Below are 15,345 nucleotides of genomic sequence, written 5' to 3' on the forward strand. Positions count from 1 at the left end.
TTATATTTATCTAATAAAAAACCCAGTGATCAAACACTGGGTTTTTTAAAATAGAATCGAAAATTACAAACCTGATTCATACTCTGTATTTGAAAGTAATTTTTCAACATCAGCCATATTGTCTGGTTTGATTTTGTATATCCAACCTTTTCCATATGGCTCTTCATTGACAAAGTCAGGATCATCTTCAAGTGCAGTATTTACTTCAACCACAGTTCCTGAAATAGGAGCATGGATGTCAGAAGCTGTTTTTACAGATTCAACAATACCAGCTTGTTCAGTAGCCGTAACTTGGCTGCCAACTTCTGGAGTTTCTACATATACTAAATCACCTAACTCATCTTGAGCATGATCAGTAATACCTGTAACAACAAGGTCACCCTCGATTCTTACCCATTCATGCGTGCGCGCATATTTCAAATCTTCTGGATGATTCATGACAACTCCTTAAAAATCTGTCTCATCATTTTTGTTTGGCTTTATACAGGTTTTTCAATAAAAACAAAAGCATCAATAAATGATGCACTGAAAATATTACAAATATGGGTCTTTACGCCAATTACTCGGACTACGTCCACTCCAACGTTTGAATGCACGACTGAAGTTGGCAACGTCAGAATAACCTAATTCATCTGCAATTTGTTCCAAACTATAATCTGTTCGGGAGAGTAGTGAAGTCGCATGACGATATCGAACTTCATCGACTAGTGTTGAAAAAGATGTTCCTTCAGCAGCCAATTGTCGTTTGAGGGTACGGTCAGACATATGAAGGCGTTCTGCAACACTCTCAATACTTAAATAGTGTTGCTCAGAATTGGTTAAAATATCACGAACACGCATCGCTAGACGACGACGCTCACCCAATGCTGATAATTCAGATTCACATTGGTTAATTGCGATTTGGCTTGCGATTGGATCAGCATTCACCATTTTTAAACCAAGATATTTTTTATCAAAACTCGATATTAAATGTGGCTGGTTAAAACGGATCGTACTATTCAACTTGTCTTTATATTTATCAAAACCTTCGGGTTCTGGAAAATCTAGATCCACTTCACTTTGAAGATCTTCAATACCAGTTAATGCCTTTGCCATGGTCATGATGCCAATCGTCAGCCCTAGAATAATCTCCGTTCTGAGTGGCTCTACATCAATATCACATTGCAGTTGTAGGGTGGCTTTGGGACCAAAAGTCGAGAAATAAAGTTGTAAAAAAGGTAAGCGTAATTGGATGAAACGACTCGCAAGGGCTATCGCATCAGTAATTTCATGTGCGGTCATAATGGCATAGCCAATAAAACCGTGAATTGAAATACGCATCTGTGTGCCTAAGTGAAAGCCAAGTGTACTTTCACCTGTCAGGCGTAATGCATGTTTTACTAATTCGTTTGCTACAGGTGTTGGAATTCTATAGTTAGGATCTGCTAGAAGTTCGTTAGTGAAATGAAATGGAGCAAATAAAGTTTCATCGTTGTATCCCCAACGTGAAACGACATCTAATAGCAATAAGCCGTAAACGCCTGGTATTCCTTGATCTTGACGAGTTGAGGTTGTTTTCATGTGCTTTCCGTGGCGCTCATCAATTTTTGCCCATATCTTTTAAACATCTAGGTCTCGAACATATTTGCATGAAATAAAAGATTGAATCATAAAAATTGTTGGACAAGAGAGTCACCAAATGTTCAAAAATCAAGAAGGTTTTCTAAAAACCATAATTTTGGTATTAGATATTAATAACACATCACCGTGTTGGTTCAAAGCCTGTGTTACGTAGCTGACGATACCACGATCATTTTTAGTTTTTGATGGCACAATTGCAGTAATTTCAACTTCCACATGGATTTTATCGCCAACCCGTGTTGGCCTTGGCCAACGTAAACTTGACTCTGAACCCAGTAAACCGCCTGCAATAGGGAAACACTCAGTCCAAAGACGCATCGTTACGGCTGATGTATGCCAACCACTTGCAGCTAAGCCTTGAAAAATTGGATGTTGAGCTGCTGCTTGTTCATCGAGATGAAAGGGTTGAGGGTCGTATTGACTTGCAAACTGTTTAACTTCTTCAAGTGTCATTTCATACTCACGACTGATGAAACGATCTCCAACTTTCAAATCTTCTAAATACAACATTATTCTTTATCCTGCTGAGTTACTCGTTGCTCAACAAGAAAACCGCCTGTTTGACGTTTCCATAGTTGGGCATACAAGCCATCATTTGCAATGAGTTGCTCATGTGTGCCTTGCTCGACAATTTTGCCTTGATCAAGAACAATGAGACGATCCATTTGTGCAATAGTAGATAATCGGTGTGCAATTGCAATAACCGTTTTGCCTACCATCAAGTCATTTAAACTGCTTTGAATTGCGGCTTCAACTTCAGAATCTAAAGCGCTGGTTGCTTCATCAAGTATTAAAATAGGGGCATCTTTGAGGAAAACTCTCGATATTGCAATACGTTGGCGTTGTCCACCTGATAGTTTGACACCACGTTCACCCACATATGCATCGAAGCCTACACGACCTTTTTGATCACTTAGTTGAGGAATAAACTCATCAGCCTTTGCTTTTTTAACTGCTTGATATACTTCATCAAGGGTAGCGTTTGGTCGACCATATTTAATATTTTCCGCAACAGTGCGATGTAGTAGAGAGGTGTCTTGGGTGACCAGTGCGATATTTGCACGGAGACTATCTTGAGTCACTTGATGGATATCTTGACCATCGATAAGAATACGACCCTGATGAATCGAATAAAAATGTAGAAGCAGTTGGATTAACGTTGATTTTCCTGCTCCTGATCGACCTACAATGCCAATTTTCTCACCAGGTTTGATGGTTAGATTAAAGTGATCAATAACGTTTTTGTCGTTATAAGCAAAACTGACATTTTCAAAACTAATTTCACCATGAGGGACTTTGAGTTCAGTGGCATCAGGTTTGTCTTGAATCTCGATTGGCTTACCTAGGGTTTTCATACCATCTTGAATCGTACCTACATTCTCAAAAAGCATGGTGACATGCCACATGATAAACTCAGCTAAGCTATCAAGTTTAAGTACCATTGCGGTTGTGGCCGCGATTACGCCTAGTGCAGCTTGGCCTTCGGTCCAAAGCCAAACAGATGTACCAATAACACTAATAAAGAGAAATGCGCTAAGAAGACGAATACAGATTTGATATTTGACAGCCAATCGCATTTGCTTATAAACAGTCACCATGAATTCTTTCATGGATTCTTTTGCATATTGGCTTTCACGACCAGCATGTGCAAACAATTTCACTGTTTGAATATTGGTGTATGCATCAGTAACACGTCCTGTCATCACAGCTCGTGCATCGGCTTGCTCTTGAGAGACGCGACCTAGTCGAGGAATAAAGTAGCTCGCGATACCGATAAACAATGCCAACCATAAAAGTAATGGAACAATAAGTACAGGCGAAATTGAGCCAAGTACAAGACTAATCGTAATGAAATAGATAAGTACATAGACCAACATGTCGCCTAAAATCATCCAAAATTCACGCACAGCTAAAGCTGTTTGCATAACTTTGGCAGAGAGTCGACCTGCAAAATCCGTATGGAAGAAATCTAAACTTTGTTGTAAGAGTAAATTGTGAAAGCGCCAACGCATACGCATTGGGAAATTACTAAATAACACCTGATGTTTAATAATTGATTGAATACTTACAAAAAATATATTCGCAAATAAAATGCTAATAAGGATAGTCAGATTCTGTTGATTCGTTGCTATAAAGGTATCAGGTTGACTTTTACTGAGCCAATCAACTAGTTTTCCGATATATGAAAAAAATAAAGCTTCAAAACAAGCAGCAGCTGCAGCACATAAAATCAGTAAAAATAAAAAAGGTCGAACGCCCTCAGTGGCTTGCCAAACAAAAGCAAAAAAAGTGGTTGGTAATGGTTTGTTTAAGTCTTTTGTTGGATAAGGATCAACTAATTTCTCAAACCATTGCAACATCTAAACTTTCCCCTTGGCCCAAAGTACTAACTTAACTTCAACCTGTAGCATATCAGAAAAAATGTATAGAAAATCACAAAAGGTAAAAATGATAACCAATGGTAAAAATTGATAAAATTATAGCCCGTAATTAAGTGAAACTAAATTTACCATTGCAAGTGAGGAAAGATAATTTAAAGTCTACTTTAAATTATCTTTTTTGTTTTGATCTAAACTTAAATCTTAACTGACTTTTGAGCGATGGTCTTGTTGCTCAAAGAACTTGACGGCAGGAGATTGAGCCATATATGCCAATGCTTGTTCCGTATTGCCTTCATCGACAGGATTAAACTTTGGCGAAACCCAGCGTAGCGTTGCTTTCCACAAATATTTAATTGTAGGAAGATGGTCTGTCTGAGTTGCAGTTTTTTCAAACTCGCGAATGAAATTAAAGAAACTTTGGCGAACGAGCTTTTGCATTTTCTCATTCTCTAAATCTTGAGTTGCTAAACCACGGGCAAAATCAGCAAGTAGATAAATGAACAGAGGAAAGATCACCATCATGATCGCTTGACGAGATAGATAGAAGCCAAATTTATTTTTTACAAGATGCTCAAATAAATCATAGGCTACACAACGATGTTCTACTTCTTCAGCTAGATGCCAACGAAACAAATCAGCCATCGCTGGGTCTGCTGAATCCCAAGACTTACTTTCTAGTGTCCATTGACCAATAGTTCCAGTGAAATGTTCAATCGCAGCGATAATACCGACACGGAATAATAACCAATATTCTTCAAGCGCTTTATTTCTAAGTATTGGAAGTCCCAAAGGCTTATCACCTAAAAGTATATTAAATAAGAAGTGGGCACGATTTAGTTGATCTTGAACGTCGTAGCCATTCTCCCGTAAAAAATCTTGTACATTTTCATGAGCGCGAGCATGGGTAGTTTCTTGGCGAATAAATCCAATAACATCTTCTTTTAATTTTTCATCTGTTATCAGAGGGAGGGTTTTATTAAATACGCGACAAAACCAAAATTCACCAGCAGGTAAAAGCATGTTGATTCCATTTGCCACATGAGAACAAAGTGGATCGTTTTTCATCCAGCACACTGAAGATTCTGAGAAGTCGAAATGCACTTTTCTAGCTTTGATTTGGTGGCTTTCTAAAATCATATATGTCACCCAAATGAAATTACGAATTATTTTGATGCATCATTTTTAGCATTGCATCAAGTTGCATTCCATGTGCTTTGAGGACGAATAAGCATCATTTTCTAGTGTCTAATAATAAAAATAGGCAGCCAAGGAGATGGATCAACTCAAAATCAAGATTTTATTGAATCTAACTTTTGTTTTATTAAAACTATGCGATAAAAACCAAAATTTATTCATCAGAGGGGTATATACTGAGAGTGAAATACAAAAACTGAATAGGATAAAGAATATGTTGTTAAAGTTTACGGTTCGATTTGTCGCTGTTTTATTTTCAGTCTTAATTATTACAGCACTTTCAATTCACTTTTTCTTTTCCGAGAAAATCGTTACGGATTTATGGATTATTGTCGTTCCTGTAATTTTAGGTATACCTATGCTCACAGCAATTACGCTTACTAAAGATGAAGAGTTAAATTTGTCTTAGTTTAAAAGAGCTTAAACTGACTTTAAAATACTTAATAGCCCGAGAGATATAGTTACTACACCTTTCAGGCTATTTTTATATGGGCACCTTAAATTATTTGCTCAACGTTATTAGTATTTTGATGATTCAAAGCTTGAAAATCATGTCCTGATGGAGCTTGATAAATTCTCAGTCCAAACTCTGGGATAATTGCAATTAAGTGATCAAAAATATCAGATTGGATTGCCTCATAAGAAGCCCATGCAATTGTATTGGTGAATGCATAAATTTCTAAAGGTAGTCCTTCGCTTGTAGGTTGTAACTGACGCACCAGAATAGTTTGATGCTGTGCGATACCTTGATGTTGACGTAAGTAAAATTCAACATATGCTCTAAATGTACCAACATTTGTCAAACGTCGCTTGTTGTATTGCGATTGATTGCTGAGTTGTTTGTTAAACTCATCAATTTCAGACTGTTTTGCATCTAAATATTGATCTAATAATAAAAACTCTTTTAACTTCTGTTGTTCTGTATCTGTCATAAAGTGAACAGTGCTTTGATCAAGAAAAATCGAACGCTTTATGCGACGACAACCCGAGTTACTCATCCCGCGCCAGTTTCTAAATGTATCAGTCACAAGTTTGTTGGTTGGGATGGTTGTAAATGTCTTATCAAAGTTTTGTACCGTCACAGTATGTAATGACATATCAATTACGTCACCATCAGCGTTTAGTGATGGCATTTCTATCCAGTCACCAATGCGTACCATGTCATAAGAAGATATTTGAATACTTGCAACTAACGACAGAATCGTGTTTTGGAAAACCAACATTAACACCGCTGCCATCGCACCAAATCCAGCCAATAAAGTAAATACATCTTTTTTAAGGAAGGTGCCTAGGATCATCAGACCACAAACGACAAATAGGATTAACTTGATGAGTTGAAGATAACCTTTGATGGGTTTGTTTCTGGATTTTGGGTTACGTTGATAAAGTAAGTTAAAAATATTGAGTGCTTCACTAACCGTTAAGGCTAGAGTCAGGAAAATAAATGCCTGAGCACCCATTTGTACAAATGTAATCACTTTGGCTGGGAGATGCGGAATGGTCGTAATACCATTCATAATCACAATAGCAGGGACGATATTTGCAAAGCGACGAGTAATACTGTGTTGCGCAAAGATTGATTGATTTGGTGATTTTAATTTGGTGATTAAATGTCTAATACCACGAACGATAATTCTTTTAGCAATAAAGTTTGCCAAAGCGGCAAAGAAAATCAGAATTGATAAAGCGACTAACATTTCTAGCCAAGGGTATTGGCTCAATTCAGTTCGAATATCGCTAATAAAATTAAAATAATTCAAAATAAAAACACCTTAAAATTCTTTAATGCGAGAATTGTAAGGTGTTGAATTGAATTCTGATAATTTGCTGACAGTTTATATACGAACTGTAAGGTGTTATTACATTCAATTACCACATCAGATCATCAGGGATCACATATGCTGCGTAAGGATCTTCTTCATCTGTAGTTTGGTCATTTTTCTCATCTTTATTATTAACCAAAATGAAGCCTTGCATTTTTTGATCAATTTTCTCGGCTAAAGCCTTTGGTAGATATGCGTATTGTTCCTGATCTTTTGCGACAACAAGAGAACCTGATACCAGCGCATTATAAATTTGTTGATTGATGTAAACTTTTTTGATCTTGTTCTCATCAATAAATTGATAAGCAATATCACCCTCTGTATTTTCAACTTTATGTTGTTTGATCATTTGAATGATCGAGGCTTTCAACGCTTTTTCTTCAAGAATTTTTTGCTTTTCTAAATTTAATGCCTGATCTTTTGCTAATTTCTCTTGTTTTGCACGATCAATTTCAGCTTTTAATTCAGCATCATCATTTTGTCCAGTGCGCTGTTCGTGCTGAGCTTGTTTGGTTAGTTTCTTCGCTTTTTTATTATCAACTAAGCCCGCTTTAAGCAATTGAGCTTGTAATGCATTTTTTACCATAATTCAATCCAAATCTGAGTGTGATGAAGAGCGAAAATAAACGATCCAATAAGTCATACTTAATACAAGACTCAGTCCTGCAGGTATGAGAAAAGTTTGTAATTTTAAATAAGGATAAAGCAAACTGGCAATCAATCCACCCACTAAAAAACCCGTAAAAATTAGAAAATGTAAAAAAATACGCCTATTTTCAATTTTTAAACCTCGAACTTTGTAGCCAATTGTCAAACCAATATCTGTCAAAACTCCAGACAGATGTGTGGTGCGAATGATTGCTCCTTTGTAATGGCTAACCATTGCATTTTGAACACCCATTGCAACGCAAGCCCAAAGAAGACCATAACGAGGGAAGTAAGGGAGGAGCAGCCATGTGAGGAATAAAAATATAGCAACAAGGCTGAGCGGAAATCCATAATGGTGACCAAAAGTCACATTACTATTTCCTAAAATCAGTCCACTATAAAAGGAACCAATAACGAAACAAATAACAACTAAAGCTAAGTAAATAAAGTGGTCAGGTTGCCAGTCCAGTAAGCTCATTGCAAGCATACTGACATTTCCAGTCATATGAGAAACAGATTGATGAAGAACGGTAAATAAGCCTAAAACGTTTACCATTCCTGCATTCAATGCCAATAAAAAAGCACCGATTTGAATCCAGTTTGGTAAACGTTGTAAAGGCATAATAACCTACGATTATTGACGGTTACGAAAATCTACTGCAGCAGTGAATAAAACATCAGTTGATGAGTTTAATGCAGTTTCAGTTGAGTCCTGCAAAACACTAATAATCATACCAATAGCAACCACTTGCATTGCGACTTCTGATGATATACCAAATAGGCTACATGCAACAGGGATTAGCAATAAAGAACCACCAGCAACACCAGATGCACCACAAGCGGATACTGTGGCAACAACTGATAAAATAAGCATTGTGCTTAAATCAACGTGAATACCCAACGTATGTACTGCAGCTAATGTTAATACAGTGATGGTTACAGCTGCACCCGCCATATTTACTGTTGCGCCTAGAGGAATCGAAACACTCGCAGTTGCTTCATTGACACCTAAACGATGAGCTAAATCTAAATTCACAGGAATATTCGCTGCTGAGCTGCGCGTGAAAAAAGCAGTAATACCACTTTCTTTCAAACATTTGAAAACTAATGGATAAGGATTCGAGCGCATTGTAACTCCAACAAGAATTGGATTAATTACAAGAGCAACGAAGAACATCGTACCAAGAAGTACCGCAAGTAAATGGGCATAACTTGAAAGAGTAGCCAAACCTGCATCAGCAAAAGTAACAGCGACTAAACCGAAAATACCGATTGGAGCGAATCCAATAACAACATGAATGATTTTATTGACCGCATCTGCAACATCTGTAAGTACTTTTTTGGTTGTATCAGAACTATGACGCAATGCGATGCCTAAACCAATTGCCCAAGCTAAAATTCCAATGAAGTTTGCTTCACTAATTGCTTGTACTGGGTTTGCAATAAAGCTTAAAAGAAGATTTTTTAAGATTTCAGCTAAACTACCAGGTGCTTGTAGTTCTGATTGTGTAGTTAGATGAAGAAACAACTGACTCGGGAAAACAATACTTGCAATCACTGCACTAAATGCAGCGAGTAGCATACCGACTACATAGAGGGTCATGACAGGTTTTAAGTTTGAATGCTGTCCAACTTTAAAATTCGCAATTGAAGATAACACAAGCACGAAAACTAAAATGGGTGCAACAGACTTCAAAGCTTTAATAAACAATTCACCCAATAAACTTAAATAAGGTGTAAAGTTAGGAAACAGCATTGCCACGCCAATTCCTAAAAAAATAGCGATAATAATTTTGGTAACTAAACTTAAGCGAGACAGTACACTAAACATATAAAGGCCTTACAAACCCATGTGCGGTTTAAGGTTAAACAAGCGCCGTATTCTATACCTAACCACCCTGAATAATAAAATTTTTTTTGATGATGAATTAATTAAAAAATTGCGTAAAAATTAACATAATGTTTTTGCAAATGTTTTATCAGAAAGCATTTTATCTTTTTGCATAAAAAAACAGCATTTATTACTGTCCTCTTAATTTTTTTCAATAGGAGATATGCTTTGAACTGCCTGATAATGCGAAAGAAAAATTTCACCTGTTAATTCATCCACGAGCTTTGATTTTCTTAAACGATCCATCACAGGACTCTTCACTTCAGACAGGTGTAGTTTAATATTAAGACGCGCGAGTTCCTTATTTAACTCTTCCAACATTTCTAATGCACTAAGATCGATATTGCTGATACTTGAACAATTTATAATCACATGTCGGATTTCTGCATTTTGACTAAGTTCAGTAATCACATAGCCTTTTAATACATGTGCATTTAAGAAGCTTAGATTTTCATCAATACGAAAAGAGGCAATAGTCGGAACAGTAATGACATCATAGCGTGATACATTTCTAAAGTGTTGAGTTCCTTCTATCAGACCGATCACAGCTATATGTGGACGGCTGACACGCCATAGCAACATGATAAAAGTAAGACCAATACCAATAATCAGACCTGTAGAAATATCAATAAATGTTACACCGAGGAAGGTTATTAACATCGCAAAACCATCTGCCTTTGAATATTTCCATGTTTCGATAAAGGGAGCGATAGTGATGAGTTTCCAAATGGAGACTAAAATTGTAGCGGCTAATACAGTTAGGGGAAGAGTTTCAAAGATACCTGTAAAATACAAGCAGACTAAAATCATAGTGAGAGAGGAGAGGATGCCTGAAATCGGTGTTTTTGCACCTGCATCACTATTTACCACAGTGCGTGACAAGCTACCTGAAACCGCAAAGCCATTATTAATACTTGCTGCGATGTTTGCGAATCCTAAAGCAATGAGTTCTTGACTAATATTTAAGTCATCACGTTTCTGTAGAGCAGTGGCTTGAGCGATTGCAAGAGATTCTACAAAGCTAATCATGGCAATCATAAACGCGCTAGGTAAGAGCTTAAAAGCAAGCTCAGAATCCCATGACGGAAAATAAAAATGTGGTAAACCACTCGGGATAGTGCCGACGGTTTTTAAACTATTTTGTTCCAGATCAAATATTGCCACGATAATGATTGATGAGATAACAACGATTAATGGGATAATTCGAGCCAGGAAAACTGAGTGCACAAATTTTGGTAAAAGAACTAAAATTAATATGGCGGCACAACTGAAAATTAAACTGATTAAGCTAAGTTCTTGTATATGTTTGACTAAGCTAGAAATAAATTCAGGAATATTATTTGACTGAAGAGGTATATCTAATAAAAACTTAAGTTGCCCGAGAGCAATCAGTAATGCAGAAGCAATGATAAAACTTTGAATAACTGGATGGCTAATCAATTGTATTAAAAAACCAAAGCGCAATAATCCTAGAACTAGCGAGATTACTCCTACCATCATGCTCAATAGATAAGCCGCTTCGATGTATTGCTGACTACCGACAGGGAATAATGGATTTAGTGTTGCAAAGACCATCATCGAAATGATTGCAACAGGACCAATCGATAGCGTAGTGCTGCTGCCAGTGAAAGCATAAACAATCATCGGCAATATGCTTGCATAAATACCCATAACAGGTGGCAAACCAGCAAGCATCGCATAAGCCATACCTTGTGGTACTAACATTGCGAGAACGATAAAAGCAGCAATCAAATCGGATTTAAAGCTCGATATTTGATACGTTTTTAGCCATTTAAAAGCTGGAAAAAGAGTGCTTATACTCAAATCTATTTTTTTCATGCATATCAAAGTTTATATCGTTATAACGATATTATGCAGGAAAAGCCAATAGCTTAAAATTTAAATCTAACTTTATGAACGTTAAATATTTGGACAGTAGTTCTCATACAATGTTGTTAACACAACTTGTAACTTAGGATCACTAATGGAGTAGAAAATTTGCTTTCCTTCACGACGTGTTGAGACAACTTTGCTTTTTCTTAGCATCATCAGCTGCTGAGATAAGGTCGGCTGGAAAATCTGAGTTTGTTCTTCAATCTGAGATACATTTAACTCTTGTTTAGCTAAATGGCACAAAATAATTAGACGATCTGTGTTTGCTAGAGATTTAAGCACATTTACTATTGAACTTGCTGATTCTCTCATTGCTTCAATCTCAAGACTTGTTTGCATATTCACCTCATCTAACTGTACTAAAGTTTAGTATAAAATGACTAAAAGGTAAAAATGTAGTAAAAGTGGATAAATGCAATGGTTTTTAGTGAAGATGCATATAAGAAAAAATGATAAGTTAACTCAATTTTAATCGTGAGTTGGCAATTTTGGATTAAAAGGAGATTTGGTTTGCTTTTCTTGTTTTTGATTCTGATTCTAAAAACTGATTTTCTTTTAAATAAACTAAACAATAAAAATATGTAATTAATTTAAATAAAGAATATAAAAAAATTTAAAAAAAGATTGCGAAAGTTACTTATGGGTGTATACTTTTAAACAAGACAGAATGATCTGTCTGCATAAAAAGGATCGGGATGTGCAATTTGTACGACCGCCAGAGGGTAATAATATTTATTATTCTTTCCGACTCAGACGCAAGCGTGAGATATTCTAATAACTATAAATCACGCTTTACTTTTTTCTTCTCTTTTACTCATTTTTATAAAAAGCGCTGACTTAAGGCAACGCTTTTTCGAAAGCAATTAAATGCTCAACTCGCATCCAATATTCATCCATATCAACAGAATGTCTATTAATATGTGCTTGAATGGTCATCCCATCCAAGATACTTACGATTAATGTCGCAAGATGAGATGGGTTTCGGATACCAATATTGGTCAGCAAACCTTGAACAAGTGTGGTTAACCAAATTTTGTATTTTGTTGCTGGTTCTAACGTTGATGGGTAAATCTTAATCACTTCTTCCAAAGCTTTCTGAAACATACAGCCATTAAAATCTTCACTGTTGAACCAAGCTTCATACCATTTAAAAATAGTTTTGAGTTGACTCATGTAATCATTTGGATCACAAGCGGATAGTGAGGCATTTAATGATGTTTGCAAATTGATATTACGTTGCTGTAGACATTCTTCGATTAATTTTTCCTTTGATGGGAAGTATTTATAGAATGTCATTTTGGCTACGCCAGATTCACTAATAATACGATCAACCCCAATCGTATTATAGCTATGCGAATTAAAGAGTTTTAAAGCAGTGTTAATAATATCTTCTTTTTTTGACATACATAGCCTCAAGTTTGCTCATTGCCACACAGAGCATTGTTTTTGCATCCTGTTATGCAATTTTGGCGGAATTTTACATGGTATTGGTCAATTATCATAGGGAAAAATGGCTTTATTTATTTAACTGTTTTTTTATTAACAACTGTAAATATATGATAAAAAATAAGGAGTTGAAAATATGGAAATATTTATAATAATCAAATTATTGCATATATTTCTTTTTTTAATTTTTATATATTAGACTTCTTGCAAAAATCAAAAAACGATCAACGTTTTGTTTGTTTTTTATCCACATTAAAAAGTCATGTTCTACTATCATGAGTACATGAAATATGAAAAAGTAAAGATGCTATCAAATAGTCAGTTTAAACGACTGATTGGAATACAACCCTCAACCTTTTTAGAAATGCTTGAAGTATTAGAGTCAAGCCAAGTCAATACTCAACGAGGTAGGCCTTCGAGTCTTTCACTTGAAGACCAACTGTTAATGACGCTAAGTTATTGGCGTGAATATCGCACGCTCTTTCATGTTGCTATGAGTTATGGAATCCACGAATCAACTGCGTCCAGAATTATTCATAAAATAGAAAATATTTTAATAAAATCTGATAAATTTCATTTACCTAAGAAACTACCGCATGGTGCATGGATAGATTGGAATGTTGTTATTGTCGATGCAACTGAAATGACAATTGAGCGTCCCAAAAAAACAGAAAAGATTCTACAGTGGTAAGAAAAAACGACATACGATCAAAGCTCAACTCATCATTCATTATGAAACGATGCAGATTATTTCATTAGGTCTTACACATGGGAGTACACATGATTTCCAGTTGTTTAAGGCTCAACGTAAAAAGCAGAGATATCAAGCCTTTATGCTGATTGATAAAGGTTATTTAGGTTTAAATCGTTTGGGGATAAAATGCCTGATGCCATTCAAGGCAAGTAAAAAGAAGCCGTTAACTTTATTACAGAAGCAAATAAATCGGGAAATTAGTAAACGTCGTATTCGAATTGAACACGTCAATGGAAAATTAAAGACCTTTAGAATTCTGGCTACACGTTATCGAAATAGGCGTAAACGCATGGGTTTACGTCTGAATTTAATTGCTGCAATTTACAACATGGAGTTGGTTGAAAAATGATTTTTGCAAGAGGTCTAATAATTTTTACCTTCTAGAAGAAATTATATGATCGTAATCAAGTATTTAAACTTTTGGAATTTTTCCGATCAATATAATCTCATCTAGAGGCGCTGATGAGATTAATTTGGAGGGAGCAACATCACAACAGCATTATTTAAAAGTTCAGCAATATCTTCTAAATATTCTGGTTGATTTAGATTTTCATCAAATGAAATGCTTTGCCCATCAGCAATTTGTTTTAGCTGGTTTTCAAATGACTTGGAAATACAAACATTTTCACCATTTGCCCAAAAATCTAAACCATCAGCTTGAGTTCTGTAGAGTAGCTTTGAGGCTGGTTCAAGCATGAGTTGATAACCTGTACCGATAATTTCAATTAAATCTTCTGCTGCGATTTCATCAGGTTCAGGAATGCTATTTGGATAATTTGACTGACTCATATACGACATAATCGCCGCATCAAACTCAGGTGCTTGAGAGAGGTAGTTCAATAATTCAGCTTTTAAATAAGAAAATTCAGTCGAATTTATTTCACCGATATTCGCGGTTTGTTGGCGAGCTATATCCTCTAAAGGATTTTTTAATAGTGCATTTTCAGCAAATTTATCACTCACCTGATCAATCATTTCAGAGAGATTTGGCATGCGAAAGCCAAAAGAATACGTTAAACAGTCATCTTCTGCGACACCATAGTGTGCGAGACCAGGTGGAACGTAAAGTAAGTCACCAGGAGATAGGATTTCATCAAACTGAACATCCATGTCAGCCAATAACTTTAACGGTTGATCAGGAATAAATTGAGTTGATTCATCACACATTTGACCAAGCTGCCAACGACGATGTCCATAGCCTTGAACGAGAAAAACGTCATAAAAATCGAAATGTTTACCTACAGATCCACCTTTGGGTGCATAAGACACCATGATGTCATCGCGGCGCCATTGTGGAATAAATGGAAATTTTTTCCATAATTCAGCAACATCAAAAGAATAGTGATCTACAGCTTGTACTAAGATCGTCCAAAGATTAGGTAGCTTTTGAAAATCACCTTTGGTTAGGGGAGATGATTTGACATGCCATTCATTTGGATCTTTATTTTTTTGTCGAATGAGTCGAGCACTCACATCCTCTTCAAGCGCTAACTCTTTAACATCATCTGGTTCTAATAATCCTATGATTTCTGGTAAGGCATTACGTACCAATAACGGTTTTTTTTGCCAATATTCAGTTAAAAATTGTTCTGCGGTGATACCACCTAAAACATCTAAAGCGTGTGACATAGGATTAAAAGCCAAATCTACAAAAGATGTATATTGTCCTTTGAGTTGATTTTGGTTGCAAGCTTT

15 protein-coding genes are annotated in these 15,345 nt (G+C 36.0%); 2 read left to right on the plus strand and 13 right to left on the minus strand.

What is annotated here, in order from left to right:
- Positions 1–63: 63 nt before the first annotated feature.
- The 5 genes from gcvH to R2H34_RS08145 form a co-directional block, all read right to left on the minus strand.
- Entirely contained in the window at positions 64–438 is a 375-nt protein-coding gene (gcvH, locus tag R2H34_RS08125; protein ID WP_004915409.1) for a glycine cleavage system protein GcvH, read from the minus strand.
- A 96-nt stretch (positions 439–534) separates the two neighbouring features.
- Positions 535–1,560: an AraC family transcriptional regulator gene (locus R2H34_RS08130; protein ID WP_318342548.1), complete on the minus strand. Its 1,026-nt coding sequence runs from the start codon at positions 1,558–1,560 to the stop codon at positions 535–537.
- A gap of 129 nt (positions 1,561–1,689) precedes the next feature.
- Positions 1,690–2,130, minus strand: coding sequence for a MaoC family dehydratase (locus R2H34_RS08135; protein WP_075696423.1), 441 nt, complete (start codon positions 2,128–2,130; stop codon positions 1,690–1,692).
- The gene (locus R2H34_RS08140) at positions 2,130–3,980 is read right to left on the minus strand and encodes an ABC transporter ATP-binding protein (protein WP_075696424.1); all 1,851 of its coding nucleotides are present in this window, start codon (positions 3,978–3,980) and stop codon (positions 2,130–2,132) included. Before R2H34_RS08140 ends, R2H34_RS08135 begins: the two co-directional genes overlap by 1 nt.
- A 222-nt stretch (positions 3,981–4,202) precedes the next feature.
- Positions 4,203–5,138 carry a metal-dependent hydrolase gene (locus tag R2H34_RS08145; RefSeq protein WP_075696425.1) on the minus strand — a complete coding sequence of 312 codons (936 nt, stop codon included), beginning with the start codon at positions 5,136–5,138 and terminating at the stop codon, positions 4,203–4,205.
- Positions 5,139–5,409: 271 nt separating this feature from the next.
- Between R2H34_RS08145 and R2H34_RS08150 the strand changes: the two genes are divergently transcribed.
- Positions 5,410–5,604, plus strand: coding sequence for a hypothetical protein (locus R2H34_RS08150; RefSeq protein WP_005402717.1), 195 nt, complete (start codon positions 5,410–5,412; stop codon positions 5,602–5,604).
- Between the two features lie 88 nt (positions 5,605–5,692).
- Here R2H34_RS08150 and R2H34_RS08155 read toward each other — a convergent pair whose 3' ends face one another.
- The 7 genes from R2H34_RS08155 to R2H34_RS08185 all read right to left on the minus strand — a co-directional run bounded on the left by R2H34_RS08155 (position 5,693) and on the right by R2H34_RS08185 (position 12,854).
- The gene (locus tag R2H34_RS08155; RefSeq protein ID WP_004961559.1) at positions 5,693–6,955 is read right to left on the minus strand and encodes a mechanosensitive ion channel family protein; all 1,263 of its coding nucleotides are present in this window, start codon (positions 6,953–6,955) and stop codon (positions 5,693–5,695) included.
- A 109-nt stretch (positions 6,956–7,064) separates the two neighbouring features.
- Complete coding sequence (locus R2H34_RS08160) at positions 7,065–7,604, minus strand: DUF2058 domain-containing protein (protein WP_004915432.1); 540 nt, start codon at positions 7,602–7,604, stop codon at positions 7,065–7,067.
- Between the two features lie 3 nt (positions 7,605–7,607).
- Positions 7,608–8,288, minus strand: coding sequence for a YoaK family protein (locus R2H34_RS08165; protein WP_004954688.1), 681 nt, complete (start codon positions 8,286–8,288; stop codon positions 7,608–7,610).
- A gap of 12 nt (positions 8,289–8,300) precedes the next feature.
- On the minus strand, positions 8,301–9,497 hold the full coding sequence (sstT, locus tag R2H34_RS08170; protein ID WP_004915436.1) for a serine/threonine transporter SstT: 1,197 nt from the start codon (positions 9,495–9,497) through the stop codon (positions 8,301–8,303).
- A 201-nt stretch (positions 9,498–9,698) separates the two neighbouring features.
- Positions 9,699–11,396, minus strand: coding sequence for a SulP family inorganic anion transporter (locus tag R2H34_RS08175; protein WP_318342549.1), 1,698 nt, complete (start codon positions 11,394–11,396; stop codon positions 9,699–9,701).
- Positions 11,397–11,477: 81 nt separating this feature from the next.
- Entirely contained in the window at positions 11,478–11,789 is a 312-nt protein-coding gene (locus R2H34_RS08180; protein WP_004915442.1) for an ArsR/SmtB family transcription factor, read from the minus strand.
- A 498-nt stretch (positions 11,790–12,287) separates the two neighbouring features.
- Positions 12,288–12,854, minus strand: a complete 567-nt coding sequence (locus R2H34_RS08185) for a TetR/AcrR family transcriptional regulator (RefSeq protein ID WP_318342550.1) — start codon at positions 12,852–12,854, stop codon at positions 12,288–12,290.
- Between the two features lie 325 nt (positions 12,855–13,179).
- Here R2H34_RS08185 and R2H34_RS17935 point away from each other — a divergent pair.
- A protein-coding gene (locus R2H34_RS17935) for an IS5 family transposase (protein ID WP_378222793.1) occupies positions 13,180–13,999 on the plus strand; the annotation gives its coding sequence in 2 pieces (ribosomal slippage) (positions 13,180–13,565 and positions 13,564–13,999; 822 coding nt in all).
- A 119-nt stretch (positions 14,000–14,118) separates the two neighbouring features.
- Here R2H34_RS17935 and R2H34_RS08200 read toward each other — a convergent pair.
- The gene (locus R2H34_RS08200; RefSeq protein ID WP_125272223.1) at positions 14,119–15,279 is read right to left on the minus strand and encodes a cupin domain-containing protein; all 1,161 of its coding nucleotides are present in this window, start codon (positions 15,277–15,279) and stop codon (positions 14,119–14,121) included.
- Between the last annotated feature and the right edge of the window lie 66 nt (positions 15,280–15,345).

It is taken from the genome of Acinetobacter sp. 16 (genome assembly GCF_033439925.1).
GTDB lineage: Bacteria > Pseudomonadota > Gammaproteobacteria > Pseudomonadales > Moraxellaceae > Acinetobacter > Acinetobacter junii.